Source organism: Vibrio sp. Of7-15 (genome assembly GCF_022347565.1).
Taxonomy (GTDB): domain Bacteria; phylum Pseudomonadota; class Gammaproteobacteria; order Enterobacterales; family Vibrionaceae; genus NORP241.
On the sequence record NZ_JAKRGH010000001.1, the window covers coordinates 146,262 to 171,295 of the forward strand.

Sequence of the window (25,034 nt, forward strand, 5' to 3'; positions counted from 1 at the left end):
TATACAGCTAGTCGCTTTTAATTATCGACCTTTACCAAAAAGTATTATTTCAGAGGTCCTTACCAAAATAAGAAGGTCTAATAAAAAGCTACGATGTTTAATATAGTATAGATCAAATTTCAGCTTTTCTAAGGCATCTTGTTCATTACTGCCATAAGGGTATTTTAATTGTGCCCACCCTGTTAATCCTGGCTTAACATTATGGCGGTGATTATAAAAAGGCACTGACATCACTAAGTTTTTAGTAAACTGCGGCCTTTCTGGCCTAGGGCCTACAAAACCCATATCTCCTCTGATTACATTATAAAGCTGAGGTAATTCATCAACTCTATATTTTCTAAGGAAATTACCGACTTTCGTTATCCTACTGTCATTTTTTGTCGCCCATTTTGCGCCTTCCTTCTCCGCATCTAAACGCATGCTTCTAAATTTATAAATAATAAAAGGAAATCCATTCAGACCGACCCGTTCTTGGCTGTAGAGAATAGGAGCTCTAATTCCATCTTCTAATTTTATCATGATAATAGCCAGTAGCATTAGAGGCCAGGTGACCAAAAATATTGAAAAGGCCAATAAGCTATTTAGGAACCAATTGATGTAACTGTATATATAATTAGAAGGATGAAACCCATTACTGTAGATAACCCAAGAAGGGTAAATAAGGTTAACCGCAATTTGGCCTGACTCTTTCTCAATAAAATCAATTATTTCAGTGATTTCAATGCCGTGTATTTTGCAATAAAATAAGCTGTCTACGGAAATGTTATTTCTTCTTTCGTCAGCGGCAATGACAATTTCTAAGATATTGTTTCTTATTGAAAATTCCTCTAGTGGTTCATTGAGTTCAATGGTGTTTTCACTTTTTATTCCATTGTCAGAGTCTCCTGGCATGCGAACAAAGCCCACGATTTCAAACCCAACCCTATCAGCCTTTCTTCTCATTCTCTTTTCTATAATGCTGGCCCTTTCACCCGCACCAAGAATTAATACTCGTCTTTTTCCAAGTGATTCATAATTAAAGTAAAGAGCAAAGAATCGAGTGGCTGTTAAGGCAATAATAGCACTGAAGAAAAGCATTTCTTTAAAGTTGTAAATAAAGGGCTCTAAAGGGGTAAACCAATAGGTTAAACTGACAATACAATAACTAATAGCAATGCTGGCTATTATTCTTAGCTCAATCCCTTTAAATGTTTCTCTGGTTTTATCGTTATATAATCCTACTCCTAATAGTGAAATGTGTGTTGCAATAATAAATAGCAACCAATGAAGTCCAATTTCATAGTTGCCCAAGCTATATATTACTGATGGATAATAGTTATTATGTAAATAACAGCCAAAAGAAAATATAACAGTCATAGCCGTAAAATCAGATAAAATAATGGCCTTACAACTTGACTGTATTTGGTGAAACTTATTTACAGACATATCCGTCTACCTACCTTTCTAGAATTTCACGTTCATTAGTTCCATTAATGACATAAATGTCGAGAAATATGTGTCATAGCTATTGATTAAATTAAATGTAAATTGTTGTTTATCTCTAAGTAAACAATGTAGTAGCTGAATAATAATTTGCTACTTTAAATTTACATTTATTGTCAGGCTGGTCTATCTTGATATTAAAGGATATTTATAACTTGTTGTATTACGGATGATATGCATGAATAGTCAACAAAACTGGGCTTTTGTGGCCCGACCATTGGTATCTTTGGTCACAATATCATTGCTAGCTTCTTGTTCTTCGTTACCCCCGTTGCCTGCTGCTAGCTCTTACCCTTCACTTACTCAAAATGTTGATGATTACAAATACCTGATAGGGCCGGGAGATTCGTTAAATATTTTTGTTTGGCGAAATCCGGAAATATCCGGCAGTTTCACAGTACGCCCTGATGGCATGATTACGACGTCATTGGTGGAAGACATTCCTGTGTCTGGTCGAACACCGACTCAATTAGCACGTGATATAGAAGCAGAGCTGGGTACTTACCTTAGAGATCCCATTGTTACGGTGACTGTAAATGGTTTTATCGGACCATTTAGTGAACAAGTACGTGTTATTGGAGAGGCTTCTGAACCAAAAGCAATAAATTATCGAGAAAACATGACTTTACTGGATGTAATGATTGAAGTCGGTGGTTTAACGGATTTTGCTGATGGTGATGATGCAAGGTTAATTCGTATTGTGGCTGATACTCAACAGGAGTATGGCTTACAAATAGACTCGTTATTACGGGATGGTGAGATCAGAGGTAATGTAGACATATTACCGGGCGACATTATCATTATCCCAGAAAGCTGGTTCTAGAAGAGGGCTTGGCTATGCATGATATTATTGAAGACCTACTGCAATATGTGCGCGGGGTATGGCTAAAACGCCGGTATATCCTGATTGTTCCTTGGATTGTGTGTCCTATTGGTTGGGCATTTGTCACCCTAATGCCAAATCAATTTACCTCTGAAGCTCGGGTGTACGCTGATACTCGTTCGATATTGCAACCATTGCTACGTGGTCTAGCGATTCAGACGGATCCAACGCAAGAGCTCCAGTTACTATTAAAAACATTAATCAATCGTTCGAATTTAGAAGAGATCGCACGGGCAACAGATGCAGATATTCGGGCTAACAATGCCGAAGAATATGAAGCGCTGATTGCCGATTTAAAAAATAATATAAAATTGAAATCCACCAAACGAGAAAATTTATACACCATTAGTTTTGATGGTGATGATGCAACGTACGTTCGTGATGTGGTGCAAGCAACATTAGATGTGTTTGTTGAAAGCGCACTCGGTGAGAAGCGATTAGATACTGATCAGGCAAATGAGTTCATTACTCAACAAATTAAGGATTATGAAGTTCGATTAATTGAGGCTGAAACTAAATTGGCCGACTTTAAACGAGAAAACAGTGGCTATTTGCCGGGGAGTGATCGTAACTATTACACTCGAATGGAAGGCCAGAAAGAGTTATTAGAAGAGACGCAATTGCAACTGAACGAAGTTAAATCTCGATTACGCTCTGCAAAAGCGCAATTGCAAACGGAAGCGGCGTTATTAGCGTCTCAGAAACGTCCTGTAAATACTGAGTTTGATGATCGAATCTTTACGTTGCAATCAAGGCTCGATGATCTGTTATTTCGCTACACAGACAAACATCCAGATGTGATTGAAGCAAGAAGGCAGCTTGATGACTTAAAGAGACTTCAGTCGTCAGAAATCTCTCGTATTAAAGCTTCGCAAGATTCGTTAGCCAATAACAGTTCAGTTTACCAAGACTTAAAAATCATGGTGAGTGAGTTAGAAAACGAAGTAGCTTCTTTAGAAGTACGTAATCAAAGGTACTTTAATAAAGTAGAAGATCTTAAATCGAAATTGGATCAAGTTCCTGATGTAGAAGCGAATTTGATTAGCTTAACACGTAATTACGATATTACTAAATCGAAGTATGAAGAGCTTTTATCAAGAAAAGAGAGTGCGATAATTTCTCAAAATGTTGGGCAAACTTCGGAAAATATTAAGTTCAGAATCGTTGATCCACCAAGGATCCCAACCGCACCTTCAGGCCCGATGCGTTTAGTATTATTAGTTGTTGTTTTAATCGTCGGTGTGGGTGGCGGTGTCGCTCTATCATTCTTAATGAGTCAAATCTCTCCTGTGATCAGTTCATCAAGGCAGCTTTATCAAATTACAGGAGCGCCGGTATTTGGTGCAATTTCAGCGACTGAAATATCAGGTATTGAACGTTGGCAAAAGAATAAGATGAGGTTGTTCTTATTGGGAAGTGTTTTGTTAGCTATCGTCTTTTCAGCATTTTTTGCCACAAATTACCTGCCAGATGTTCATGAAAGGGTAATGCAGGAGGTAAGTTTCTTGTGAGTACTATTCAAAAGGCAATGGGGAAAATACGCCACCCTTTAGTGGAAGATCAGAAAGCCAAAGATGAACAAGCTGCTCTGGAGAAATTAGCGGCAGAAAACGCATTAGAAGAGGAAGCGAGTAAAGCGGTTGCAAAAAAAGCAGCTGAACATGTTGCTAAGAAAAAAAGAGCAACGCACAAGCCACCGAAATTGATTGAGCTTGATGTCGATGAATTATCAGATCAAGGAATGGTAGGCCCAATTCACGATGGCGCGTCTAAGCTAATTAATGATGAATTTCGCGCTATTAAACATAAAATCATAAAAAATGCTTTTGGTGAAAATAGCGACCTAAATAACAACAGTGACTTAATTATGGTAACGAGCTCCAAGCCTAATGAAGGGAAAACGTTCGTTTCCATTAACCTTGCCATGAGTATTGCGCTTGAGAAAGACAAAACAGTGCTACTTATTGATGCGGATGTATTAAAGCCCAGTGTTTCTAAAGTGTTAGGCATAGGCAGTGATCGCCCTGGGCTTATTGAATATCTGTTAGGTGAGGTTGATGATATTAGTGAGGTTATTTACCCAACATCGGTGCCGAATTTACGTTTGATTCCAGCTGGCATGCCGAACCACTTGAGTTATGAGCTTTTGTCGAGTGACAGAATGATCGCATTAACAAAAGAGCTGGCAGAACGATACGATGACCGTATTCTACTGTTTGATTGCCCACCGATTCTTGGTGTTGTCGAAACAGTGGTGTTATCAAGCTTAATGGGGCAGGCCATGGTTGTAGTGGAGCAGGATAAAACACGAGTTGGGGATATTAAGGCCGCTGTGTCTCAGCTTAATAATGATTTAATTTTAGGTTTTATTGTAAACAAAGTGGTACGTGGCACCTTTACTCAACAAGGATATGGGTACGGATATGCTAGCTATGGACTTGGCTACGGTTACGGTTATAACGCAGAGGCAGAACCATCGAAGTAAGCTTGCTTATTGTGTTTTGTTTTTGCCTTTTCTGAGTTATGCCGAGGAATGGACTCTTACTCCTGACGTTGGGGTAGATTTTGTTCAAACAGATAATATTGAACGATCTCATGTGGGTCCGCAAAGTGGTTCAATTACAACGGTGAACATTGGCACGACACTGGATGTGGAAGGCCGTAACCAAACGTTGAACCTTTCCTATGACGGACGGCAAGTGATTAATAGCCATGACTCAGAGGAAAATCAGTTTTTCAATCAGTTATCGTTTGATTACGTGGCGACTAACCGTGCTTCATCAATGCAGTTTGGAGTACATGGTAACGTAGATAATATCGCAGAACGTCTTGATGGTGATGCCGTTGGTGACATTCTTACAGGGTCTACGGTTGAAACAAAGCAGTTGTCAGCAGATGCTCAATACCAGTCTAATCCACGTAAAGCACTTGTGGTGAGTGGCGGGGTTGAAACGAGCATTGAAAGAAACGAGGACAGTGTTGGTAACAATAATAGCTACAGTGGCAATATTTCGGTGGGAACTGGGCGTGCAGAAAAGCATATTTTTTCCAATGCAAACTACACTTTTGAGCGAAAAAGTGGCCAATCCAGTTCGCAAGAAAATACGTCTGAAACGGCATCGGCGGAAGTGGGTCTCACTCAATATAAAGGGTTCAGCCCACTTGTGAGAGTAAATGATGAAAATTTTGATGATAGTCAGAGAGTCACTTCCGCTCAGTCTTCGTACATTGGTCCAGCTTTGCGTTATTACTTAGACAAAGTGTCCTATTTTGAATTGAACTATAATTTTCCTATAGATGATGACAATAACGATGATTATCTTGGGGGCGCAATTAGACTAGAGCCGAGTCAGAGAACACAGTTGTATTTGGAATACAGTCAGCGATTCTTTGGGGATGCTTATGAAGTGGATTTTTCCCATCGAAGCCGACGCTGGACAAACTCGGTGAATTACAGTGAAGACCCGGTCAGTTTTCGACGAGATTTATTGGTTTCTGGTAACGATATTAGTGAATTAACACTTTTAAAATCTTTAAGTTGGGTTTCAGAGCTGGCTTTACGAAGAGGAACGCTTTCTTTTGAGGCTAACTACAATAAAACAGAAACTATTATTGATAATTCAACAAATCGAGGAAGCCAATCTGAAGGAGGATTGGTTTCTTGGGGGCACAGTTTAAGCCGTAGTTTAGAGCTGGATGTGCTGTTTAGTTTTGAAAAGTTTGATTTTGATGCATCTGTGTTGCAATCAAGTCAAACCGATTACTACCGAGAGTTAGGTATTACTCTCACTCAGCAGCTCAAGGATCAGTTATCCGTTGAGTTAAATTCAACATATGTGGATAAGTCATCAAGCGATATTAGCAGCAGCTATGATGAACTTAGAGCCCGGGTTAATGTGAGTAAACAGTTTTAATTATGTATGAAGCACATTTTAGGTTGACGGATAAACCATTTAAACTGAGCCCTGATCCCAAGTTCTTTTTTGAGAGCCCACATCACGGACGAGCAGTATCTTATTTGCAATATGGTTTATCCCAAGGGGAAGGGTTTATTGTTGTTACTGGGCCGATAGGAACAGGCAAAACAACAATAGCTCGCAGCTTATTGTCATCACTGGATGACACCATAGTGGCGGCACAAATTGCGACCACTCGGTTAAATCCAGAAGAATTGGTTCGCTTAGTGGCGGCTCAATTTAATATTGAAGTGGAGGGGTTAAGTAAAGCGGATATATTAAAACGCTTAGAAACCTATTTATACCAGCTGAATAAACAGGGAAAAAGAGCCTTATTGATCGTAGATGAAGCCCAGAATCTACCAGCTCAAACTGTTGAAGAGCTTAGGATGCTATCTAATTTTCAGATGAATGATAAACCATTGATTCAGAGCTTTTTATTAGGGCAAGAAGAACTGAAACCCATTATTGAACTACCGCAAATGGAGCAGTTTAGGCAGCGTATTATTGCTTCTTGTCATTTAAAGCCTTTTGATGAGGAAGAAACTAAGGGCTATATTCTGCATCGTTTGCATCAAGTCGGTTGGGATCATTATCCGTCTTTAGAAGCGGATGTATTTGGCTTAATTGCCAAGTATACGCATGGTGTACCTAGAAAAATTAACATCTTTGTTGATCGGCTATTTTTGTTTGCTTACCTTGAAGAATTAGAAGGTATTAAGGCGGAACACATTGAAACCGTGATGGAAGAAATGAACGAAGAGCTATCTGGTTCTTTGCGGAATAAACCACATTTAAGTGATGAGCTATTAGATGCTGATATCTTAAGGCAAGACTTAGACTTACAAGCGATGGCTGCTGCCGATGACGGTGTGAATGGGGAAAAAATCCGCAGTACCTTAATGGATGTGTCTAATATTCTTGAAAATGTTGTTCAGAGAAAAATTAAGGTAATCCGTTATTTAGATAAGATGATCAATGATAAGCGTCAAGTGCTATCTGAATCTAAAACGTCTGAGTTATAACTGATTTTACCATTATAAAAATGGCCTTAGTGTTCTAAGGCCATGGCTTCATTTAGCGTATGCTTGCTCTTTAGAAGTAATATTCTAAGGACAATTCAACAAAATCATCTTCTTTAAAGGCATAAATAGGATCGCTTGGTTGCTCACTACTGAACATCCAGGCGTCTAAACGCCATTTCCATGAATTGTTTATCCGGCTAGAGGCTTCTACTTTACCGCTCACAGAATCTGAGTCATCTAGATCCTGTGTCATGCCAATCAATATCTCTGTACCTTCTGCATCATTAACCACAAATCGAGCACCAAGGAAGAGATCGTTTTGCGATGGCGTCGGTGCTTTTTCGTCACGAGAGTCGTACAAATATTCACTGATAACACCAATATCCCAATCTGTATCAAATGCGCCAATGTAGGTGTATTCAAAACCTGCCGTCAGCGCGTTGTGATCTTCAAAACTGTCTCGGTTTATGGCTTCTAGCTTCAATAACCAGTCGCCTACAATGCCTTGGACATCTAAGCCAAATTGACTCATTTGGGCGTAATAAGGAGTAAGAGTAACTCCGTTGAATCTTAAATCTGCAGTTCGATTAGTACCATTAAAGTAGCTTAACCCAATGTCCCAGTCGCCCATACTTTGTGTATATCGAGCGGCATAATCAATGTGCTGTTCTTCATCAGAAGATTCGTACATTGCATCTTCAGAAATTAAGACAGGAGCTCGCAGTCGTCCATCTTGTCCCGGGAACGAAGCCTCACGAAAATAGGGTAATACAAACCCTTCTAAGATCCCCCAGTCTTTAACAGCTGTAAGATGCACCATTGGCTGGCCTAGTTTCTCTTCACCATCCAGAGATTCGAGGTTATCCGTTTGGTTAATAACATCCACAAGGTGCTGTGATTCAGTGACACCCCAGAAGACTTTCCCTATACCTGCTCGTATTTCATAATCTCCCGTTAAATACAGGTACATTAATTCTCGAATATCTGCATGGGTGCGTTCGTCATCAAGGCTATCGACACGAGCAAATGGCGTAAAAGTAAGGCTTGATTGTCCTTGCTGCCATTGCCAATACATTTCAGGTTCTGCGACTAAAGATGTTTGTTCATTGTCTTGCCCTTGGGCACCATCGTTAAAGAATTGTCGATGCTCAAGGTTAATTTGGCCTCGTATTTCAGCCGCCTGAGCAGAACTCAGGCTGGCTGCCAGCAAAGACAATGTCAATACTGCTGTTTTCATGATTCACCTTTGATTGTCTAAGCGGTTATCGAGCGCGCTTTAAGCTGTTTTTCGAGAAATCTTTCTCAGTCAAACCAGTATTAAAGGTCAACTTATGAGTTGTTAATACGGTGGTTTTTCCTGTTTGTACGTTTTCCATCGTCATGACGTGTGCACGCCAAAATTGGTTTAGGTACTGTTGGTATTCAGTAAACGACAGTGTTTTCAGTAAGCTGTTTTTGCGATCGTAAAATTCAATTTTCAATGGGCGATAATGTTCTTTGTCCATCCAAACGATTTGCTTGGTGTAGCCTGAGTATTTGTCTGTTGGTGTTTGTTTTAGTACGAAGGCATCTTGGCCGTCGATCTTTTCATCTTTTAGGTAAGTGAATTCGTATTTTTCTAATTCAAATGAGCTTAAGTCTTCGTAGGCAAATTCGCTGCCCATAAATGGACCAGACTTGTTACGTGACGATATGCGCTTCACTCGTTTTAGTGCCGGTAAATATAACCATTGGTCATCTGGCTTTGTTGTGTGTGCAAAGTTAAGAAAAGCGGTGCCTTTTACATCAAACGGTTCATCAAAAATGGTTAACCCTTTATCGCCGTCATTGTCTACCTCTAATGAATTAATGCGTATTTTTCGAGAGCTGGTTTCTCCCTGTGCATTTTTTAGAATCATACTCATTTGTGCTTGGCTGTCTTTCCAGCCAATATCACGTTGCTTACGTTCAGAGGCAATCTCAAAGCCTTTTGTGTTGCTTGCGGCGGAGTCTTCTGCCATCACTGCTGGTGCTGTTAACCCTAGGCTTAGTATTAGTGGGGCGATCCATTGAGTCGTTTTCATTGCTTATTCCTTATTTTAAAATTGGTTTGCTGGTGTGGTTGTGGCATTGCTTTCTTGCTTTGTGTCGTTGTTGGCGATGAGTTTTTTATCAAACATCATCAGCAGTGTTGGCAGCATGAAGAAGTCCACAACCAGTGCGATAAAGATGATTAATGCGCTTAGTTGGCCCATATCTGAGTTCAAGCGGAAGTCAGACATCGCTAATACTGAGAAGCCAGCGATCAGAACAACAGTGGTGATCCAAAGTGCGCGACCTACCGTGTTGAACGCATATCGCACGGCTTGATGAGCATCGTTACCTTGTTTACGTGCGTGTTGGTATTTACTTAAGAAATGAACGGTGTCATCAACCACAATCCCCAGAGTTAAAGAGACAACAATGGACAGACCAAGGTTAATTTCCCCTGAGATTAAGGCCCAGATACCAAAACCAATGGCGGCTGGCACTAGGTTTGGCACTAAGCTGATCACACCTAATGGTAGTGAACGTAAAGCAAAGACCAACAGAACCGAAATTAATACGAGTGCAATAGGTAAAGATTTAAGCATGCTGTCCATATTGGTTTCGCCAATGTGAGCAAACATCAATGATGGGCTTGAAGCTAATATTTCATATTGTGGAGCATGAGTTGCAAACCATTGGTAGATACGCTCTTCAATATCAACTAACTCTTTACTGCCAAAGTTCTTTGTTGTTAGCTGAATTTTGATGGAAGATTTATCAATGTTCAGTTGGTTATTAAGATCAAGGCCATAAGGCAGTGACATTTCGTAGAGCAGCAGGTACTGAGCGGCTAATTCACGATCTTGTGGTAGTTTGTAGTAGCTTTCATCGTCTCCGTGCATGTTTTTGTTCAGGCGAAGGTAAGTGTCTGACAAGCTTGCGACATGGTCTGTTTCAGGTTGCTCACGTAGCCATTGGGTAAAATCACCAACGGTTTTAATGAACTCGGGTTTGCTGATGGCTTGAGATTCTCCCGCTTTAATGGCGATACTAATGCTCGTCATACCGCTGATGTTTTGTTCCATAAAGTCAGCCGCTTGTCGGAACTCATTGCTGGTATCAAAGTATTTAACCGCATCATCATTGATACTGTTTGATGGAATAAAGCTGGCCGTTGCCACCAGGGTAATGACCGATAAAGGCAAAATTACTTTACGATTATTAACGATGAAGTTGGCAAACGTGTCCATGTAAGACGATTGCTTGGTTGCTGGTTTTGGCGCGATACGCAGTGGCATTACTTTTAGCATTGCAGGCAATAAAGTCACGGCCAGAACAAAAGCGATCATAACACCCAGTGCAGATAGGTTACCCAAATCACGTAATACTGGTGAATCAGAGGCGTTCATCATTAGGAAGCCAATGGCTGTGGTCACAGAAGTGATGAGAATTGGCATGAAGTTAAGCTGTAAGCTATGAACGATGGCTTCGTCTTTGGTTTTGCCTTGTTGCATGGCTTGGCGAAGAGAAGCGATAATGTGTACACAGTCTGCAACGGCGAGGGTCATTACTAGTGTAGGTACGTTCACTGTTGCGGTGCTTAGGAACATGCCCGCCCAACCTGAGAGCCCCATTGTGGCGGTAATGGTGCCGATGATCACCGCTAACGTAGCCAGCACACTTAGGAAAGAACGCAGCATAATGCCAAGGAAAACCAGAATCACTAACAGCATAGTTGGGACTAAAGTGCTGCTGTCTCGTTGTGCTGACTTCATGAATGAAGAGTTCATCATTACGATACCAGCCTGATGGAATTCTACTTCTGGATACACTTTTTGATACTTTTCAACGAGTTGATCTGCGAAGGTAACCACATCTGTTACTTCTTTCGTCATATCAATATTTGGCAGTTGTACGGTGACATTCACCACTGCGACATGACCTGTCTCTGAAATTAATGAGTGTTTTAGTGTGGGCTCATTAAGTGCGATCTGCTTTACCTTTTGGATACGGGCAGGATCCAATGGGATATCTTCAAGCAGAAGATCTTCCACGATCAAGTCATCATCAATGGCTTCGGTATGCTGATAGTTAGCAATGGAGTCTACTCGGCTAGAGTATGGGGTTTGCCATGCATCGTGAGTGATCTCCTGAAGCAAAGTCAGGTATTTGGGTGTAAAAATATCACCAGATTTAGGCGCAATAACAATAGATAGGTTATCGGTTTTGTTGAATGTGGCTTGAATCTCGTCGAAGGCTTGCAATTGCTTGTTTGAGCCATCAAAGAAAATATTGTAATCACCTCTAAAATATAAGTTTTTGGCGCCGAGTGTTGCAGCAACCAGAGTAAATAACACAAAGAGAATAATCGTCTTTGGGTATTGTGTTGGCAAGTTAAGTAATGATTTATTCATCACATTCTCCGTTTGTGACGTTTCGTCAAGTTCATAGATTTTAAAACCAGCATAAGGCTGGCTAAGGTCTAAAACTGGTTGTATGAATAACAAACTGGTACTAGATAAGCTAAGCTGTTCATTTGTTGAACTAAATGAACACTTGTCTTAACCCTGAATCAGTTGTTACTTTTTGACGAATCGTCACTTAATGTGAAAAACAAACCCGCGAACAGGCGGGCATTACTGTTTTTTATCGGCCTATGGACTCAAGGTGGGCAATTTCTGTTGGAAACAGCTCTTGCTCAATACGATTCCACGTACGTTTATAATCCCAGTCACTTGATAAAGGAGCCCAATTGAGGCCATCTAAAACAAGGTTGATATTGTGCAATAAAGAATAAGGATCTTGGATTCGGCTAATACAGCGGCTGTTCGTTGCATTATTAATTAATGAGTTAGAACCAAATGCAACCGCCCAGTTGGCAAAAACAATGGTATCAGTGCTGAGTGCTGGAGACAGTTTTAGATCGCCATGCTCAATGCCTTTTAAGAAAATGCCATCAGCCATAGCAATTACATCTTCTTCTAACTTATTAAGTTGTTCATTCCGAGCAGTAGAGGTTTTCTCTACTATCCAAGGTGTTTTCGCTGTTAATACACACATGAAAAGAATCGGCTCTAAACGAGAGAAAGTACGATACGCCACATGAAAGGCGAGGGCTTTTTCTCGGCTGTTACCTTCAAATGTTAATGCTGTTTGGAACATACTGTTTTGTTGCTTAAGTGCCATAATACACAAAGCCGTAATCACATCCTCTTTACTGGTAAAGTGGTTGTATACCGTGCCTTTTGAATAAGGGCTCTCTTTGGCAATTTTATCCATTGTCAGATTGGCAAAGCCTTCTTGAGTGACAAGTTCTTTTGCTATTAACAAGAGTTCTTGCTCTCTGTCTGCAATGGCTTGCTGCTTCTTACTGGTGAATCTTCTCTCGAAGAAGCAGGGCTCTTTATCTTTACTTTTACAGCGTGAACCAAACATTATTTATTTGCTCTTTTTATCTGTTATTCCATCGACAGCGTATCATGCTCCTATTCTTTCTATTTTAACACGTATCAAAGAACTATAAATGCCAATAAATGACGAATCGTCAAAGTTGACTTATCGTCATAATAGTTCATTCATCACTCAAATCAAGATAAAAGTGAAAATTATTTATAAAAGTTATCTGTTGTTTGTTAGGAAAAGCGAACTACAAACAGAAAAAAGACGATAATTATTTGTATTCTTTATTCTTGTAGCGTTTTAGATAAAAGTTCATTCGAATTTTTCGAACAAAATGTTCGGTTGGGTGATCTGTACACTTTAAGCCATTTCACTAGAATTGTTTGTATTCGCACAGCAGTATGCTTAGGTAAGACAATGGATAACACAGTAAAACAATATAATGGCCTTTCAAAAGCACTACACTGGCTTTCAGCATTAACCGTATTCGGCTTGTTTGGTGTCGGGTATTGGATGGTAGACCTGACTTATTACAGTGAATGGTATAAAACAGCACCACATTGGCATAAATCAATCGGTTTGTTACTCGCTTTTGCAACAATTTTCCGATTAGTATGGAAAAAAATGAAGCCTCAGCCAGAAATTGAAGGAAAGCCTTATGAAGTGATGGCGGCAAAACTGGCTCATACGCTATTGTATTTGTTGTTGTTTGGGTTATTTGTTTCTGGGTACATGATTTCTACGGCGGACGGCCGTGGTATTGAAGTGTTTAATTGGTTCACGATTCCTGGTTTTGGTTCATTAGTGGAAAACCAGGAAGACATAGCAGGGGAGATCCACTACTACCTTGCTTATACAGTAATGGGATTATCGTTACTACACGCACTTGCTGCGCTAAAACATCACTTTATTAATAAAGATGATACGTTAAAGAAAATGATTGGAGTCAAAGGATAATGAAAAAGTTACTACTAGCAATGGGATTAAGCGCAGCGATGACACTGCCAGCAGCGGTAAATGCAGCAGATTATGTTGTTGATACAAAGGGTGCCCACGCTTCAGTGAGTTTTAAAGTAAGTCACTTAGGTTATAGTTTTATTAAAGGTCGTTTTAATAAGTTTGATGGTGAATTTAGCTATGATCCAGCTAACGTAGCGGCATCGAAAGTAACGTTTAATGTTGATACGCGTAGCTTAGATTCAAACCACGCAGAACGTGATAAGCACATTCGTAGTGGTGATTTCATCAACGCGAGCAAATTCTCTAGTGCGAAATTTGTAAGTACAAAAGTAACCGATAAAGGTGATGGCGAGTTGATGATTGCAGGTGATTTAACCTTGCACGGCAAAACTAAACCTATCGAAATTGCCGCGACTTTTGTGGGTGAAGGTAAAGACCCGTGGGGCGGTTACCGTGCAGGCTTTGAAGGTTCAACTCGTTTAGAGTTAGCTGATTTTGGCATTCCTGTAATGGGTACATCAAGCTACGTTGATATGGAATTGCACGTGGAAGGCATTCGTAAGTAACGATGTCATTTTTATCTGATGTTAAAGCCGAGTGATGATCACTCGGCTTTTTTTGTGTTTGTTTAACCGTCATTGAGGCGTTTTGGTAAAGCGAAGGAGGGTGGTCTAGTCTGAAATTTACAATATGACAATTTATAGCGCCGATGTTGCCCGGCTCTATAAGATCTGGAGTGAGTATGTTTTCAGGTATTAACAAGTCACTTACGATAAAAATCGCATTTTTTGCCAGTACTTCTATGGCTCTGGTTTTAGTTCTGGGGATTGGTGTGATTGCTTTTTATAGTAACGCGGTGAATCAACAAACGAACATTAAAGTAGGAGAAGCGTTTGATAGCTCCGCATCTAGTGAAATTCAAAGCGCATCTGCAACGGTACGTTTTAGTGTAGAAAATCTCCTGACCCCCGTTTTAAAAAATTTAGACGTCATAAAATCTAATTTAGAGTTGTCTAGTCAGCAAAAGCTGTCTGCCGAATTTTTAGTTCGTCTGTTTGATGCCACGATGCAGCCACAAGAAGCCGACGTTTTTTCTGGTTACATGGTTTATGAAAAAAGCACGTGGCCAAGTGATTTTGAGCAAAGTGACATCGCGATGAAAGCCATGAACAAAAATGGCTTTTTGGCCCCTTTTTATTTTCCCGATGGTAAAGGGGGCTACGATTATGTCGCAATGGAATCTTTTTCCAATTCTGCGATGAACGATAATGGCGAGCGTGTGGATGATTGGCATTTAAAACCCTATGAAACCGACAAGCTTTTTTTAATGGAGCCTTATTACTATGAGGTTCCCAGCCGAGGGAAAGAGCTTATTACTACCATTAGTGACTCTATTAAGGTGAATGGAGAGCTAATCGGCAGCGTTGGTTTTGATTTATCTTTAGTTCGAATTCAAAAGTTAGCAGAAGAGATGGATAACAAACTTTATCGCGGGACTGGACGGATTATTGTGGGCTCGTGGAAAGGCATAGTGTTGGCTGATAGTGATGTAGCTAGCAATGTTGGTAAGCGTGTGTCGGAAATCTCCGGTTATGTTTCGTGGGATCGAGCTAAATCGGCGAGTCGAGACCAAGAACTGATCAGTATTGATGGCAAAACCACTGCGTTTTCTCGGGTTGCGACTACAACCGATAACCCATGGATCGTGAGTGTGGCAGTGCCACAAACAGTATTGAATGAGAATAAACAAAGTTTTCATCAGTGGTTAGATGAGGAGTTTTCTCATGCGCTTAATATGGGGCTATTGGGCGGATTAATCGCTTTATTGGTGGGCAGTTTATGTATGTGGGTGATTGCTCGGGCAGCTACTTCTTCTTTAGATGAGCTGATTGTTCGTTTAAAAAGCATTGTGCAAGGTGAAGGGGATCTCACTCAAAGGATTGAGGTATCTCGTCGTGATGAGTCTGGTCAGTTAGGGGATATTATTAATAGTTTTTTAGAGAAATTACAGTTAATTATTCGCGATATTTCTCACATTGGTTCATCGGTTGATGATAACTCGTCTAATAGCCGCGAAGCCGCTTCTGAAGCGCATCAGCGATTAGATACACAAACAGCAGAATTGAACACGTTAACGGTAGCGGTACATGAAATGGCAACCACCGCCAGTGAAGTCGCTAATTCTGCTTTAGAGGCTTCGAAAGCGGCGCAGCAGGCTCAAGAACAGTGTTTAGGTGGCGTTGAACAAATTTCGTCCACAACACGCACGATTGAAAATGTTTATGAAGCGCTGTCCAGTGCGGAAGCTAAGACTCAATCGCTTTCGGATTCAGGATCAAGTATTGAGTCCATTTTGGCTGTGATTGGCAGCATTGCAGAACAAACCAATTTACTCGCATTAAATGCGGCGATTGAAGCGGCGAGAGCGGGTGAGCAAGGGCGAGGTTTTGCAGTGGTTGCTGATGAAGTGCGTGTACTTGCAGGCAGAACTCAGGAAGCTACCCAAGAGATCAAAGCCATGATTGAACAGCTATCTAGTGATACGGATGCTGTGGTTCACATTATGAGAGACAGTCATGAAAAAGTGTCTGGTTGTGTTGATGCCGCTCGTCATGCTGAAGAGTCGTTTAAAGGTATTAATACGCTTATTGATACGATTAATATGCAGAACCATCAAATGGCTAGTGCGGCAGAAGAGCAATCGAGAGTGAATGACGAAATTAATCGTAATGTGACCGTGATTTCTGATATGTCTAACGAAGCGAATGAGATCGTGTCGAAAACGTCGTCACTCAGTGAAGAACTTAATCATAAGGTGGCGGAGCTTCGTGGTCATTTGAATAAATTTGTTGTTGATTAGTCATCGTGTGGCTTGAAAGTACAGACAAAAATAAAGCGCCACGGTTGGCGCTTTATTTTTATTTACCTTCAATAGCAGAGCGTAAGAATCCTTGCTTTTTTTCCAGTAAATTTCGGGCGTCATTAATGTCTAACCCCGTCATTAGCATCATGATGGCGAGCTTGACGTGGTTGTTTGCTTGATTAAGTGCGGCGATCGCTTCTTGCTCTGAGCATTCTACCGCTTGCATTACAATTCTGGCAGCTCGTGCGACTAGCTTTTCATTGGTGGCTTTGACATCCACCATGAGGTTTTGATAGCTTTTGCCAAGTCGGATCATGCTGGCGGTCGTGAGCATATTAAGCACTAATTTTTGTGCTGTACCAGATTTCATTCGTGTTGAACCTGTGAGTACTTCTGGGCCAACAATGGGAGAAATAGCAATATGGGCAATATTGGCAATAGGGGAGCTTGGGTTACAAGAAAGAGAAACCGTAGTGGCACCCAGCTCTTTGGCATATTCTAAACCTCCAATCACATAGGGAGTACGGCCACTGGCTGCGATGCCTACCAGAATATCGTCTTTATTAAATTGAATGTTTTTCAGATCATCGATGCCACCTTGAGCACTGTCTTCTGCGCCTTCTTTTGCTCGGAAAATAGCATCATGACCGCCTGCAATTAAGGCCACAACCATGGTTTCTGGCACGCCAAATGTAGGTGGGCATTCCGACGCATCAAGCACACCCAGCCGGCCACTGGTGCCTGCGCCCATATAGATAAGTCTTGCACCTTTTCTGAACGCTTCGGTGATTTTTTCAACGGCTTGAGCAATATAAGGAAGCTCTTTCTCTACCGCTAGCGCGACTTGTTTATCTTGTGTATTGATTTTTTTTACGATGTCGTGCGCAGAAAGCAGATCAATATCCATGGTTTCTGGATTACGACCTTCTGAGATCAATTTGTCTAGATCGGATATTAAATTGGTGTTGCTCATGGTGGTTCCCTAATATTTTTCTGGAGCTGGATAAATGGCACCTAAACTGGTTAATTGAGAAGCGCCAGTTACTTCTGGCAAATTCCCTGGTAAGCGGTTCATGGTTTGATGTGCCAACCACGCAAATGCCATGGCTTCCATATAATCAAGATCAACTCCTCGTTCGCTGGTGGTTGCGACACACCATTGAGGCAATAACTCAGCAAGACGCTTCATGAGTAGTGGGTTTTTTGCGCCGCCGCCGCACACCAGTAATTCTGGTGCATTGCCTTGTTGATATAATGCTACCTGATCGGAAATGGTTTGCGCGGTAAATTCAGCAAGGGTGGCTTGAACGTCTTCTGCTGAGATTGGCTCTTCGATGACTTGTAGCTGTTGTTCTAACCACGCTAAGTTAAATAATTCTCGGCCAGTACTTTTCGGTGCAGTGCGTTGGAAGTAGTCATGCTGCATGAGTTGCTGAAGCAATTTTTCATGGGAGATCCCAGAAAGAGCAAACTCAGCGTTATCATCATAGGGTTTATCGAGATGTTTGTGTACCCAAGCGTCCATCAGCATATTACCGGGCCCAGTATCATACCCCAGAGACGCTTGATCTTTCTGTAAGACGGAAATGTTAGCTATACCACCAATATTGAGTACGACGCAGTTAGAATCTGAACGGTGATTAAAAACAGTTTGGTGAAAAGCCGGAACCAATGGGGCACCTTGGCCGCCAAATGCCATGTCTTTACGGCGAAAGTCGGCAACCGTTGTGATGCCTGTTTTTGCTGAGATGATATTGGCGTCCCCTAACTGCATGGTAAAAGGGTATTGGCTATCTGGTGAGTGGAAAACCGTTTGGCCATGGTTTCCAATTGCCGTAATGGAAGTGGCAGAAACATTCGCTTTTTTGAGTAGCTGTAATACGGCATCGGCAAATAGGTGGCCCAAGCGATGGTCCAGCTCGCCAATTATTTGTAAATTTGTTGGTTGTCCTGTGCAAACCGACAGTAAGATTTCTTTTAATTCCATATCCATCGGATAAAAATCTGAATGGAGTAAAGTGATGTTGTGGCCATCGGTTTCGACAATGACAGAGTCGACACCATCCATACTGGTGCCAGACATAATTCCGATATAACGTTGCATGACTTTCTGCTCAATAAGGCTTTTGTGTATATTGCCAGTTACTTTGTTATAAACGAATGAGTTTCTGCAATTATCTATGTGGTAGCTTGATTTTCTTCACAACTTTTAGGTGCAATATTTTACCTATTAATTGAGGGAGAAGGGCTTACATGCTACTTTGCAAAGATCTGTAGAATCAAGAAGCTTGGAGTAATGCATGGGTCCGTTATGGCTTGATGTAGAAGGGTATGAGTTAGATGCGGAAGAAAGAGAGATTTTGGCGCATCCAACGGTTGGTGGTGTGATCTTATTTGCCCGCAACTATCATGATAATGAGCAGTTAGTGGCACTCAATCAGTCCATTCGTAAAGCAGCAAAGCGCCCAATCTTAATTGGTGTGGATCAAGAAGGCGGCCGAGTACAGCGTTTCAAAGAAGGTTTTAGCTTGCTTCCTCCGGCACAATCTTTTGCGCAGTTTAATGATGGTGCAGAGGTTGCCAAACAAGCAGGGTGGCTTATGGCTGCGGAGTTGATGGCCCATGATATAGATTTAAGTTTTGCACCAGTACTTGATAAAGGTTTTGACTGTAAAGCCATTGGTAGCCGCGCATTCGGAGATGATATTGATACGATTCTTCGTCACAGCACCGCTTTTATGCAAGGAATGAAACAAGCTGGAATGGCGACAACTGGTAAGCATTTCCCTGGTCATGGTGGTGTAATTGCTGATTCGCATTTAGAGACACCATACGATGAAAGAGACGATCTGTTTGATGTGGATATGGCTATTTTTAAAGCGCAAATTGAAGCTGGCATTTTAGATGCGATGATGCCAGCCCATGTGATTTACCCTCATTATGATTCACGCCCCGCTAGTGGTTCGCCTTATTGGTTGAAGGATATTTTGCGTAATCAATTGCAATTTAATGGCATTGTCTTTTCGGACGATTTAAATATGGAAGGGGCGACAATCATGGGGGGGCCGGCCGAGCGCTCACAACAAGCGATGGATGCTGGATGTGATATGGTCTTAATGTGTAATAATCGTCAATCTGCTATTGAAGTACTGGATAACTTGGCCATCTCTGAAGTGCCGAAAGCCGTCAGTCTGCGTAAGCAATTTTCCACGAATTATGGTGAACTGCAAAGATCACAACAATGGCGTGAGGCGAATTTACAGGTTCAGCGTTGGTTAGAACAGTGGCAGAATCAATAAAGCGTTAATGTTCTAGAGGAACAAATTTACCATTTTTGATTTGGGTGAGAAAAACGGTTCCTCTAGTATCTCCAAACTCATCTATGATGATTTCTCCAAGCACACCATCAAATGCTCTTATTGCGAGAATAGATTCTTTGATGGTGTTTTTAGGTGCTTTTTCAATCGCTGTAATGGCGATGTTTACAGCATCATACGCTGAGTAGGCGGGAAAATTGGGCGTGCTGCGAAACCTCTTTTTGTAATCGGCATTAAATTGCAGAAAGTGCTCACTGGTACTCTTTCGATCGTAAAATTGAGTATGAATGATATTTTCAACCGCCGAACCGCCAGAAGTAATGAAGTTGTCAGAAGCGGTTGACTCTGTGGCGATTAACGTGAGGTGGATATTATTTCTTTTCAGGTATTGTGCAAACTGGATGGTATCTGGTTCATTACTGATCATGATGATGACATCGGGCGATAAGCGAAGAGCATTAGCGATAATAGTGTCATTATCTGGATTGTATAGTGAGTTATAAGCGATGACTTTGACGTTTGCTTTGCTTCTATCGTATGCATTAATAAAGGTATTTTTCCAATCTTCCGTGTAAGAAATATTCTCTTCGTCTTGCAGTATGACGACTCTCTTGCTTTCTCCTTGTTTTAGTATGTACTCTGCGGTGATAGCTGCATAAGTATTGTGGTCAGCAACATTTCTGAGCAGAGCATCGTTTAAGCCTGTGAACTGGTTTGATGTGGCAGTAGGACTGATTAATAGAAGGTGGTTGTCATTCGCCATCGGTAAATAGGTTTCTACATTTGTACTCAGTAGTGGGCCGATAATTACACTCACATCTAGCAGGCGAAATTCATGTAATGTGGCCAAGGCCTGTTCACCTTTGTAGCAATCTCTGGGTACTAATTCATAATGAAAATTATTCTTTTTTTTGCTGTTGGCTTTTTCTAGGGCAAGTTGGACTCCATTTTTGGCTGATAGCCCTAGCGTATAAAATTCACTACTTAAACATCCAATAAAGCCAATACGAACCTGTTCTTGATTGCTAAAACATCCAGGCAATAAGCTAATGATAAGTAAAATAAAGATGGACCTTAATTTAATCATTAGTATCTCCAATCGCCGTAATCTAACAACAATAATGAGGCTATTGGTAGTAGAAAGAGTTGTGTACCAAGCAGACCTTAATAGAAGCGTAGACAAGCTGTTGAGAGTTGCAATGTATTTGTAAGCATATCAGGACATTGCGATGGAGCGATTAATGTTGGGGTAGAGCGATATTTTTTAATAAAAATCAGCTGATTGAACAGAATTAATAGCTATAGAAAAACAATATAGTATACTACGCGTAGATTAAAGGTTGCAGTTATTCTTTGTCTTGTAAAAATATTGTGATCTGAAATTAAGTATAAATAATGGTTAATGCATTCGCGTTCATAATAGGAGAGTTATGTTCCTTAGCCAAAAAATAAAAGATATATATAAATATTCTGAACTTAATTTAGAAATTGTGGGTTTTCTTGGTAGTGCAGCTTTTCTTTTATATTACATCGTGTGGGAGTTTATATTCCCGCAGCCTTATGAAAGTTTAATATTACGACTTTTTTGTTCATTGCTGTTTGTTCCATTAATCATTAAAGATAATATGCCAATGATATTTAAAAAATATCAGCATTATTACTTTTTAGGGGCGATTACAATTTGTTTACCCTTCTTTTTTAGCTTTATGATGTTAAAAAATGAGTGGTCTACGGTTTGGAGCCTCTCATTTATGGTCAGCATTTTTTTGGTTATCCTCTTGCTTTATGATTGGACAATCATAGTAATATCATCATGTGTAGGCTATCTTGCCGCTTTTCTGTCCGTTTATATTTTGGATGGCGCGGTTTCCTATCTGCATTTTGACCCGGCTTTTGTTCCTATTTTTATCCTTTCATATTTTGCGGGTATTTTATTTAATCATCGAAATAAAATCGAGCATGAAGGTAAGCTAACGTTAGCCCGCTCTCTTGGGTCAGGTATGGCTTATGAAATGAAAGGGCCGCTAGACTCTGTTTACAGCTCGATGGAAGTGGTAAAAGAGCTATTACCTAAGAAGAAAGGAAAATCTGCGGCTGGATATACGATCTCCGAAAATGATCTTGAGCAGGTGCTTGCCATAGTAAACGACAGTATGTCAGTGATTGATCGTGGCAATGAGTCGGTAAGTTTATTGCTGAGTTCCATTGATGAGCAGTCAATTACGTCGGAGTCTTTTAAGAAGTACTCTATCAATGGCGTGATTAATGAGGTGATTAATGGCTACTCATACCAATCACCAATAGATAAGCAATGCATAAATTTGACCTCATTGATGAATAAAGATGACTTTTTTGGTAGTGATTTATTGCTGAGAAATGTCATTTCGACGTTATTGAAGTCTGCGTTTGCGTATAAAGAAAGTCCTGGTTTCAATATTGATATCTCTTTATTGAATACAGAGCACAGTAATACCATTAAAATTTATATCACAGGCTTTGGCATCTCCAAGAAAGAGCTTAGATATATTTTTGAAGATTTTTATGTCACAAACCAAAAGGCAGGTTTTGGGGTGGGTTTTCCATTTTGTAAGAAAATCATCACGGCTTTTGGAGGAGAAATTCGTTGTGACTCTTTGCTCGATTCGTGGTTGGAGTTTTCCCTTGAATTACCAACGTACAATTCTGATCAGGTTGCCCAGCTAAAATCAGAAGCGATTGTGAATAAAAAGGTTCTTTACGTAGGAGCCAAAAGCGAATCTTTGTCTATTCTACAAGGGCATGCTTTTTACAGTGGGTACCAATTTGAATCCAAGTCAAGAAAGTCGGTTTGTTCGTGGTTGGAAGAGCAGAAAAAAGTTGATGTCATTATTGTTGATTTAGATAGCTTCGTGTCTGATTGGGCTTGTTTTGAGGTGCTTGAAAATAAACTGCTTTCTGTACAAAGCCGTGTCGTGTACTTATATTCCCAAGTCGTGCCTTCTCAGTATCGTTTAAACCGTATGGTTTCATTTGAATTGGTGGATAAACAGGTAAACAGGCACTACTTTTTGAATAAGCTTGATAAGCTTTTCTTTGAGCCTGCGAAAGGGGAAAGTAAGCAGGCTTTTTCTAACTTCTCGGCGATTCAGCCTAAAGTCATGATAGTGGATGATAATATCTCTTTACGAACGTATTCGGGTATTTTACTTGAAAAACAAGGTTATCAGGTTGTACATGCTGAGCATGGTGTCGCTGCTTTAGATTACCTTGAAAAAGAACATATTGATTTGATTTTAATGGATCTCGAAATGCCATTAATGGGTGGAATTGAAGCCACAAAGCAGATCCGCAATGATGGTCGTTTTAAAGGCAAACAACAGGTTCCTATTATCTGCTTTACAGGGGACAAACAAGAAGGTGTGCTAGAAACTGTTATGGCATCCGGCATGGATGACTATTTACCGAAACCAGCATCAAAAACTACGCTTCTATCGAAAGTTTCTGGTTGGGTTTGATTGCTGTTGTGAATGGCTGAGGGGGGAATTCTCTTCAGCTATTCGTGGTGTTTATTTTGTTTAGTAAAGAATTAAAAAGGAACTTTTTCTCATATCGAAAGACTAATTTGCATACGTTTTCTTTTCTTCGATTTTATGCCCTCATTTCTAATTACAAGCACAATGTTTAAGCGACGCTCATTAGTAGCCAGTCTATTAATTGTATGTTTAGTCACGCTTTGTTCGGTGCTGACGTCACTTTCTTATGTGCAAGAAAGTAGTAATCGTATTGAGACGGTTACCAGTACAGAGCAATTAGATGAAAATATAGGCATAAAAACGTGTTCTATTTCTGAACAATTAGTCCGATTTTGTAGTGATGTAGAAACAAAAGCTTCCCCGTTTATCGCTTATAGTGCTGCGATATTACTGGCTATCGGTGCTTTCCTGTACAGTACCTATCGTATTGTTCGAACTCAAAACGTACGTTTGTATCATAAGTATCGGCCCCATCTGCAATTTTGTGTTTTCTTAGAATAAGACTCCTGTAACGACTTCATTTTCAATATAGGTTGTGCTTACTCGACATTACTGCTCAAAGATAATTGGTTTATAACGGTGATGTGAGTGGTATTTGTGCATGCCTTTTTTATTTAAATATATGAATTATTTACAGGATTTATTTTGAAAAAATCAATATTAACGACGTTAATCACATCAGTATTTTTCTTTTCTGCAACAGCAGCGACAGAAGACTTATCGACGACTCAGCAAGATAATCTAAAGCAGATTAATACGATTTTGGAGGAGAACCCTCAGCTGATTGATGGTTTATTAACAAGCCTTAATATGTACATCAATCAGGAGCAGCAAAGAGCCAATGCAATGACAACGCATCATGATTGGTTGTATAACAATGATGCTCATAGTTCGTTTGGGGCAGAGAAACCAGCATTAACGATTGTGAACTTTACGGATTATAACTGCCCTTTTTGTAAGCGATTAGACTCGGTACTGCACCAGTTAGTAGCTGACTTTCCAATGTTAAATGTTATTAATGTCTATGTACCATTACAACAAAGAGAAGTGGTTGGGTTAGATACGAACTCAGCCGAATTTGCTCTTAATGTTTGGCAAAATGAGCGAGACGCTTACCCTGAGGTTCACAAATATTTGATTGGTAAAAGTGGCCGCCATGATAAGTCATCCTTAGAGCGTGTTGCGAAAGTGACGAATACAGAATCAGAGTTAAAAACAAATGATGAGGTAGAAAAAATCATAAGCATGAACTATCGAGTATTTTCTGAACTTGGTTTTGGTGGCACACCAGCAATGATTATTGGCGATGAAATTATTAATGGCTATGTTCCACTTGATAAGTTAAAACCAATTATTGAAGCTGAACTAGAAGAAAGCGACGCGTAATTCATCGTTAGATAATAGCCAGAGTTTTTTCTGGCTATTATTTATAAAATAAACTAGGCATTTTCTTAAAAGAATTATTAAATAGAAAAATCAGTTAGATGCTGTTTTTGTTTTGTTATTTATATTAATAAAAACTTAAGTAGAAGTAGATTAAGTATATATAATGTAGGGTTATTCGTTGCGTTAATATTGAACCGTTTTGTGTGAAATATGAACTATACTTGCTTTGTTGGCTGTCGATATG

At 40.3% G+C, this 25,034-nt stretch carries 20 protein-coding genes; 12 read left to right on the forward strand and 8 right to left on the reverse strand.

Going from position 1 to position 25,034, the window contains the following annotated elements:
* Positions 1-21 precede the first annotated feature (21 nt).
* Complete coding sequence (locus MHO82_RS00595; protein ID WP_239181908.1) at positions 22-1,425, reverse strand: TIGR03013 family XrtA/PEP-CTERM system glycosyltransferase; 1,404 nt, start codon at positions 1,423-1,425, stop codon at positions 22-24.
* Between the two features lie 235 nt (positions 1,426-1,660).
* Between MHO82_RS00595 and MHO82_RS00600 the strand changes: the two genes are divergently transcribed.
* Genes MHO82_RS00600 through MHO82_RS00620 form a run of 5 tightly spaced genes read left to right on the forward strand, consistent with a single transcriptional unit; the run spans position 1,661 to position 7,346 of the window.
* On the forward strand, positions 1,661-2,305 hold the full coding sequence (locus tag MHO82_RS00600) for an XrtA/PEP-CTERM system exopolysaccharide export protein (RefSeq protein WP_239181909.1): 645 nt from the start codon (positions 1,661-1,663) through the stop codon (positions 2,303-2,305).
* A 14-nt stretch (positions 2,306-2,319) separates the two neighbouring features.
* Positions 2,320-3,876 (forward strand): XrtA system polysaccharide chain length determinant, encoded by a 1,557-nt coding sequence (locus MHO82_RS00605; protein ID WP_239181910.1) that lies wholly within the window; start codon positions 2,320-2,322, stop codon positions 3,874-3,876.
* A complete protein-coding gene (locus MHO82_RS00610; RefSeq protein WP_239181911.1) occupies positions 3,873-4,850 on the forward strand; it encodes an XrtA-associated tyrosine autokinase in 978 nt (325 codons plus the stop codon). Before MHO82_RS00605 ends, MHO82_RS00610 begins: the two co-directional genes overlap by 4 nt.
* Positions 4,789-6,279 (forward strand): TIGR03016 family PEP-CTERM system-associated outer membrane protein, encoded by a 1,491-nt coding sequence (locus MHO82_RS00615; protein WP_239181912.1) that lies wholly within the window; start codon positions 4,789-4,791, stop codon positions 6,277-6,279. The genes MHO82_RS00610 and MHO82_RS00615 overlap by 62 nt, the downstream gene beginning before the upstream one ends.
* A gap of 2 nt (positions 6,280-6,281) precedes the next feature.
* Complete coding sequence (locus MHO82_RS00620) at positions 6,282-7,346, forward strand: XrtA/PEP-CTERM system-associated ATPase (protein ID WP_239181913.1); 1,065 nt, start codon at positions 6,282-6,284, stop codon at positions 7,344-7,346.
* 70 nt (positions 7,347-7,416) lie between these two features.
* Here the strand turns inward: MHO82_RS00620 and MHO82_RS00625 are convergent, their stop codons facing one another.
* The 4 genes from MHO82_RS00625 to MHO82_RS00640 form a co-directional block, all read right to left on the reverse strand.
* The gene (locus tag MHO82_RS00625) at positions 7,417-8,583 is read right to left on the reverse strand and encodes a hypothetical protein (RefSeq protein ID WP_239181914.1); all 1,167 of its coding nucleotides are present in this window, start codon (positions 8,581-8,583) and stop codon (positions 7,417-7,419) included.
* A 25-nt stretch (positions 8,584-8,608) separates the two neighbouring features.
* Positions 8,609-9,346 (reverse strand): outer membrane lipoprotein-sorting protein, encoded by a 738-nt coding sequence (locus MHO82_RS00630; RefSeq protein ID WP_239182266.1) that lies wholly within the window; start codon positions 9,344-9,346, stop codon positions 8,609-8,611.
* 78 nt (positions 9,347-9,424) lie between these two features.
* The gene (locus MHO82_RS00635) at positions 9,425-11,767 is read right to left on the reverse strand and encodes an MMPL family transporter (RefSeq protein ID WP_239181915.1); all 2,343 of its coding nucleotides are present in this window, start codon (positions 11,765-11,767) and stop codon (positions 9,425-9,427) included.
* Positions 11,768-11,999: 232 nt separating this feature from the next.
* Positions 12,000-12,788, reverse strand: a complete 789-nt coding sequence (locus MHO82_RS00640; RefSeq protein WP_239181916.1) for a TetR/AcrR family transcriptional regulator — start codon at positions 12,786-12,788, stop codon at positions 12,000-12,002.
* 381 nt (positions 12,789-13,169) lie between these two features.
* On the opposite strand from MHO82_RS00640, the gene MHO82_RS00645 reads away from it, so the two are divergent.
* From MHO82_RS00645 to MHO82_RS00655, 3 genes are all read left to right on the forward strand, one after another.
* Positions 13,170-13,709, forward strand: a complete 540-nt coding sequence (locus MHO82_RS00645; RefSeq protein ID WP_239181917.1) for a cytochrome b — start codon at positions 13,170-13,172, stop codon at positions 13,707-13,709.
* Positions 13,709-14,278, forward strand: a complete 570-nt coding sequence (locus MHO82_RS00650) for a YceI family protein (protein WP_239181918.1) — start codon at positions 13,709-13,711, stop codon at positions 14,276-14,278. Before MHO82_RS00645 ends, MHO82_RS00650 begins: the two co-directional genes overlap by 1 nt.
* 176 nt (positions 14,279-14,454) lie before the next feature.
* Positions 14,455-16,572, forward strand: coding sequence for a methyl-accepting chemotaxis protein (locus MHO82_RS00655; RefSeq protein WP_239181919.1), 2,118 nt, complete (start codon positions 14,455-14,457; stop codon positions 16,570-16,572).
* A gap of 58 nt (positions 16,573-16,630) precedes the next feature.
* Here MHO82_RS00655 and murQ read toward each other — a convergent pair whose 3' ends face one another.
* Positions 16,631-17,548, reverse strand: coding sequence for an N-acetylmuramic acid 6-phosphate etherase (murQ, locus tag MHO82_RS00660; RefSeq protein ID WP_239181920.1), 918 nt, complete (start codon positions 17,546-17,548; stop codon positions 16,631-16,633).
* Positions 17,549-17,557: 9 nt separating this feature from the next.
* Positions 17,558-18,679: an anhydro-N-acetylmuramic acid kinase gene (locus tag MHO82_RS00665; protein ID WP_239181921.1), complete on the reverse strand. Its 1,122-nt coding sequence runs from the start codon at positions 18,677-18,679 to the stop codon at positions 17,558-17,560.
* Positions 18,680-18,875: 196 nt separating this feature from the next.
* Here MHO82_RS00665 and nagZ point away from each other — a divergent pair, with 196 nt between their 5' ends.
* Complete coding sequence (gene nagZ, locus MHO82_RS00670) at positions 18,876-19,874, forward strand: beta-N-acetylhexosaminidase (RefSeq protein ID WP_239181922.1); 999 nt, start codon at positions 18,876-18,878, stop codon at positions 19,872-19,874.
* 4 nt (positions 19,875-19,878) lie between these two features.
* Here nagZ and MHO82_RS00675 read toward each other — a convergent pair whose 3' ends face one another.
* Positions 19,879-20,979: an ABC transporter substrate-binding protein gene (locus tag MHO82_RS00675; protein ID WP_239181923.1), complete on the reverse strand. Its 1,101-nt coding sequence runs from the start codon at positions 20,977-20,979 to the stop codon at positions 19,879-19,881.
* Between the two features lie 664 nt (positions 20,980-21,643).
* Here MHO82_RS00675 and MHO82_RS00680 point away from each other — a divergent pair.
* The 3 genes from MHO82_RS00680 to MHO82_RS00690 all read left to right on the forward strand — a co-directional run bounded on the left by MHO82_RS00680 (position 21,644) and on the right by MHO82_RS00690 (position 24,790).
* A complete protein-coding gene (locus MHO82_RS00680) occupies positions 21,644-23,386 on the forward strand; it encodes a hybrid sensor histidine kinase/response regulator (protein WP_239181924.1) in 1,743 nt (580 codons plus the stop codon).
* 162 nt (positions 23,387-23,548) lie between these two features.
* On the forward strand, positions 23,549-23,905 hold the full coding sequence (locus MHO82_RS00685) for a hypothetical protein (RefSeq protein WP_239181925.1): 357 nt from the start codon (positions 23,549-23,551) through the stop codon (positions 23,903-23,905).
* Positions 23,906-24,049: 144 nt separating this feature from the next.
* Positions 24,050-24,790: a DsbA family protein gene (locus MHO82_RS00690; RefSeq protein ID WP_239181926.1), complete on the forward strand. Its 741-nt coding sequence runs from the start codon at positions 24,050-24,052 to the stop codon at positions 24,788-24,790.
* Positions 24,791-25,034: the final 244 nt, after the last annotated feature.

Bases quoted from the DNA above. Each gene is read 5' to 3' on its own strand.
- MHO82_RS00665 (WP_239181921.1), bottom strand. From the start codon at position 18,679: ATGCAACGTTATATCGGAATTATGTCTGGCACCAGTATGGATGGTGTC.
- MHO82_RS00675 (WP_239181923.1), bottom strand. From the start codon at position 20,979: ATGATTAAATTAAGGTCCATCTTTATTTTACTTATCATTAGCTTATTG.
- MHO82_RS00640 (WP_239181916.1), bottom strand. From the start codon at position 12,788: ATGTTTGGTTCACGCTGTAAAAGTAAAGATAAAGAGCCCTGCTTCTTC.
- MHO82_RS00685 (WP_239181925.1), top strand. From the start codon at position 23,549: ATGTTTAAGCGACGCTCATTAGTAGCCAGTCTATTAATTGTATGTTTA.
- murQ (WP_239181920.1), bottom strand. From the start codon at position 17,548: ATGAGCAACACCAATTTAATATCCGATCTAGACAAATTGATCTCAGAA.
- MHO82_RS00680 (WP_239181924.1), top strand. From the start codon at position 21,644: ATGGTCAGCATTTTTTTGGTTATCCTCTTGCTTTATGATTGGACAATC.
- MHO82_RS00650 (WP_239181918.1), top strand. From the start codon at position 13,709: ATGAAAAAGTTACTACTAGCAATGGGATTAAGCGCAGCGATGACACTG.
- MHO82_RS00595 (WP_239181908.1), bottom strand. From the start codon at position 1,425: ATGTCTGTAAATAAGTTTCACCAAATACAGTCAAGTTGTAAGGCCATT.
- MHO82_RS00600 (WP_239181909.1), top strand. From the start codon at position 1,661: ATGAATAGTCAACAAAACTGGGCTTTTGTGGCCCGACCATTGGTATCT.
- MHO82_RS00635 (WP_239181915.1), bottom strand. From the start codon at position 11,767: ATGAATAAATCATTACTTAACTTGCCAACACAATACCCAAAGACGATT.
- MHO82_RS00645 (WP_239181917.1), top strand. From the start codon at position 13,170: ATGGATAACACAGTAAAACAATATAATGGCCTTTCAAAAGCACTACAC.
- MHO82_RS00620 (WP_239181913.1), top strand. From the start codon at position 6,282: ATGTATGAAGCACATTTTAGGTTGACGGATAAACCATTTAAACTGAGC.
- nagZ (WP_239181922.1), top strand. From the start codon at position 18,876: ATGGGTCCGTTATGGCTTGATGTAGAAGGGTATGAGTTAGATGCGGAA.
- MHO82_RS00630 (WP_239182266.1), bottom strand. From the start codon at position 9,346: ATGGCAGAAGACTCCGCCGCAAGCAACACAAAAGGCTTTGAGATTGCC.
- MHO82_RS00625 (WP_239181914.1), bottom strand. From the start codon at position 8,583: ATGAAAACAGCAGTATTGACATTGTCTTTGCTGGCAGCCAGCCTGAGT.
- MHO82_RS00605 (WP_239181910.1), top strand. From the start codon at position 2,320: ATGCATGATATTATTGAAGACCTACTGCAATATGTGCGCGGGGTATGG.
- MHO82_RS00655 (WP_239181919.1), top strand. From the start codon at position 14,455: ATGTTTTCAGGTATTAACAAGTCACTTACGATAAAAATCGCATTTTTT.
- MHO82_RS00615 (WP_239181912.1), top strand. From the start codon at position 4,789: ATGCTAGCTATGGACTTGGCTACGGTTACGGTTATAACGCAGAGGCAG.